Source organism: Paenibacillus sp. sg306046 (assembly GCF_059821225.1).
In genome coordinates this window covers 2,501-5,761 of the sequence record NZ_JCAMRT010000058.1, presented here as the reverse complement: position 1 = coordinate 5,761, position 3,261 = coordinate 2,501, and the positions used below count along the sequence as shown (strand labels likewise).

At 53.5% G+C, this 3,261-nt stretch carries 1 tRNA gene and 1 rRNA gene (1 of these 2 running past the window's edge); both read right to left on the bottom strand.

What is annotated here, in order from left to right:
* Positions 1-2,918, bottom strand: a 23S ribosomal RNA gene (locus tag AC6ROY_RS25175); the annotation flags it as partial.
* A gap of 329 nt (positions 2,919-3,247) precedes the next feature.
* Positions 3,248-3,261, bottom strand: a tRNA-Ala gene (locus tag AC6ROY_RS25170); it runs 62 nt beyond the window's last position.

Genomic DNA, 3,261 nt, shown 5'->3' with positions numbered 1-3,261 from the left:
CCCTCGACCGATTAGTATTCGTCAGCTCCACACGTTACCGCGCTTCCACCCCGAACCTATCTACCTCGTCGTCTTCAAGGGGTCTTACTTTACTGGGAAATCTCATCTTGAGGGGGGCTTCACGCTTAGATGCTTTCAGCGCTTATCCCGTCCGTACTTGGCTATCCAGCCGTGCCTCTGGCGAGACAACTGGTACACCAGCGGTACGTCCATCCCGGTCCTCTCGTACTAAGGACAGCTCCTCTCAAATTTCCTGCGCCCGCGACAGATAGGGACCGAACTGTCTCACGACGTTCTGAACCCAGCTCGCGTACCGCTTTAATGGGCGAACAGCCCAACCCTTGGGACCTACTTCAGCCCCAGGATGCGATGAGCCGACATCGAGGTGCCAAACCTCCCCGTCGATGTGGACTCTTGGGGGAGATAAGCCTGTTATCCCCAGGGTAGCTTTTATCCGTTGAGCGATGGCCCTTCCATTCGGTACCACCGGATCACTAAGCCCGACTTTCGTCCCTGCTCGACCTGTTTGTCTCGCAGTCAAGCTCCCTTATGCCTTTGCACTCTTCGAATGATTTCCAACCATTCTGAGGGAACCTTGGGGCGCCTCCGTTACGCTTTAGGAGGCGACCGCCCCAGTCAAACTGCCCACCTGACACTGTCCTCATACCGGCTTACGGTATCAAGTTAGAACTCCGATACGATCAGGGTGGTATCCCAACGTCGCCTCCACCCAAGCTGGCGCTCAGGCTTCTCTGGCTCCCACCTATCCTGTACAGATCGTACCAAAGTCCAATATCAAGCTGCAGTAAAGCTCCATGGGGTCTTTCCGTCTTGTCGCGGGTAACCTGCATCTTCACAGGTATTAAAATTTCACCGGATCTCTCGTCGAGACAGCGCCCAAGTCGTTACGCCATTCGTGCGGGTCAGAATTTACCTGACAAGGAATTTCGCTACCTTAGGACCGTTATAGTTACGGCCGCCGTTTACTGGGGCTTCGGTTCATAGCTTCGGGTCACCCCTAACCACTCCCCTTAACCTTCCAGCACCGGGCAGGCGTCAGCCCGTATACTTCGCCTTGCGGCTTCGCACAGACCTGTGTTTTTGCTAAACAGTCGCTTGGGCCTTTTCACTGCGGCCCCCTCGGGCTATTCACCCTACCGAGGCACCCCTTCTCCCGAAGTTACGGGGTCATTTTGCCGAGTTCCTTAACGAGAGTTCTTCCGCGCGCCTTAGCATGCTCTGCTCGCCTACCTGTGTCGGTTTGCGGTACGGGCACCTTCTCCCTGGCTAGAGGCTTTTCTTGGCAGCCTGAACGCCTGACCTTCGGTACTTGAATTTCCCTCCCCATCACAGCTCAGCCTTACAGTGGGCGGATTTGCCTACCCACAAGCCTCGCTGCTTGGACGAGCATCCATCAGCTCGCGTCACTATCCTTCTGCGTCACCCCATTGCTCATAACGGTTCACGGTGGTACAGGAATTTCAACCTGTTGTCCTTCGACTACGCCTTTCGGCCTCGCCTTAGGTCCCGACTTACCCTGAGCGGACGAGCCTTCCTCAGGAACCCTTAGGCTTTCGGCGGATCAGATTCTCACTGATCTTTTCGTTACTCATACCGGCATTCTCACTTGTATGCAGTCCACCAGTCCTCACGATCTAGCTTCAACCCGCATACAACGCTCCCCTACCCCAGGACGCTTACGCGTCTAGCCATAGCTTCGGTGGTGTGTTTAGCCCCGTTACATTTTCGGCGCAGAGTCACTCGACCAGTGAGCTATTACGCACTCTTTCAATGGTGGCTGCTTCTAAGCCAACATCCTGGTTGTCTGGGCAACTCCACATCCTTTCCCACTTAACCCACACTTGGGGACCTTAGCTGATGGTCTGGGCTGTTTCCCTCTTGACAATGGATCTTAGCACTCACTGTCTGACTCCCGGGATAACGTCTGTGGCATTCAGAGTTTGACTGGACTTGGTAACCCTTGGCGGGCCCCGCACCCAATCAGTGCTTTACCTCCACGACGCATCTCCCGAGGCTAGCCCTAAAGCTATTTCGGGGAGAACCAGCTATCTCCGAGTTCGATTGGAATTTCTCCGCTACCCCCACCTCATCCCCGCATTTTTCAACATGCGTGGGTTCGGGCCTCCAGTGCGTGTTACCGCACCTTCACCCTGGACAGGGGTAGATCACACGGTTTCGGGTCTACGCCTACAAACTATGTCGCCCTATTCAGACTCGCTTTCGCTGCGNNNGGCTCCGGCTTCTCACCTTAACCTTGCTTGCAAACGTAACTCGCCGGTTCATTCTACAAAAGGCACGCCATCACCCGTTAACGGGCTCTGACTTTTTGTAAGCACACGGTTTCAGGTTCTCTTTCACTCCGCTCCCGCGGTTCTTTTCACCTTTCCCTCACGGTACTGCTTCACTATCGGTCACCAGGGAGTATTTAGCCTTGGCAGATGGTCCTGCCGGATTCAGACGGGGTTTCACGTGTCCCGCCTTACTCAGGATACGCCTAGGAGGTTCGCAGATTTTGAGCTACGGGGCTTTTACCCACTGTGGCCGGCCTTTCCAGACCTGTTCACCTAATCTGCTGCCTCCATGACGGCGTCCTACAACCCCTAAGCGATAAATCGCTTAGGTTTGGGCTAATCCGCGTTCGCTCGCCGCTACTGACGGAATCACTATTGTTTTCTTTTCCTGAGGGTACTTAGATGTTTCAGTTCCCCTCGTCTGCCTTCCACTATCCTATGTATTCAGATAGCGATGACTGCGAATTACCACAGCCGGGTTCCCCCATTCGGACATCCCCGGATCAAAGCCTGCTTACGGCTCCCCGAGGCGTTATCGTTGTTCGCCACGTCCTTCTTCGGCTCCTGGTGCCTAGGCATCCTCCGTGTGCTCTTATTAGCTTAACCATCGACGCTCCGTAAGCTCGCTGTTCCGTTCCGTTGTGCTTCGCACAAAAGTCACTCACACCGACCTTACTTCGCTAGGTAGCTAAAACGTGCAATCAACTTTATCCAAGTTGATCCAGATTTTGATTCAGCATTTGATGCTTTGTTTCGTTATCCAGTTTTCAAGGAACAAACATGANNNTTCCGAAGAAGTCGCTACAGATTTTGATTCAGCATTTGATGCTTTGTTTCGTTATCCAGTTTTCAAGGAACAAATCCGCCGCCATCAAATCAGCGACAAAAATCATCTTACCACATTCGATTTCAAATTGCAAGAAGCAATTTTCGAATGGTGGAGCCAAGC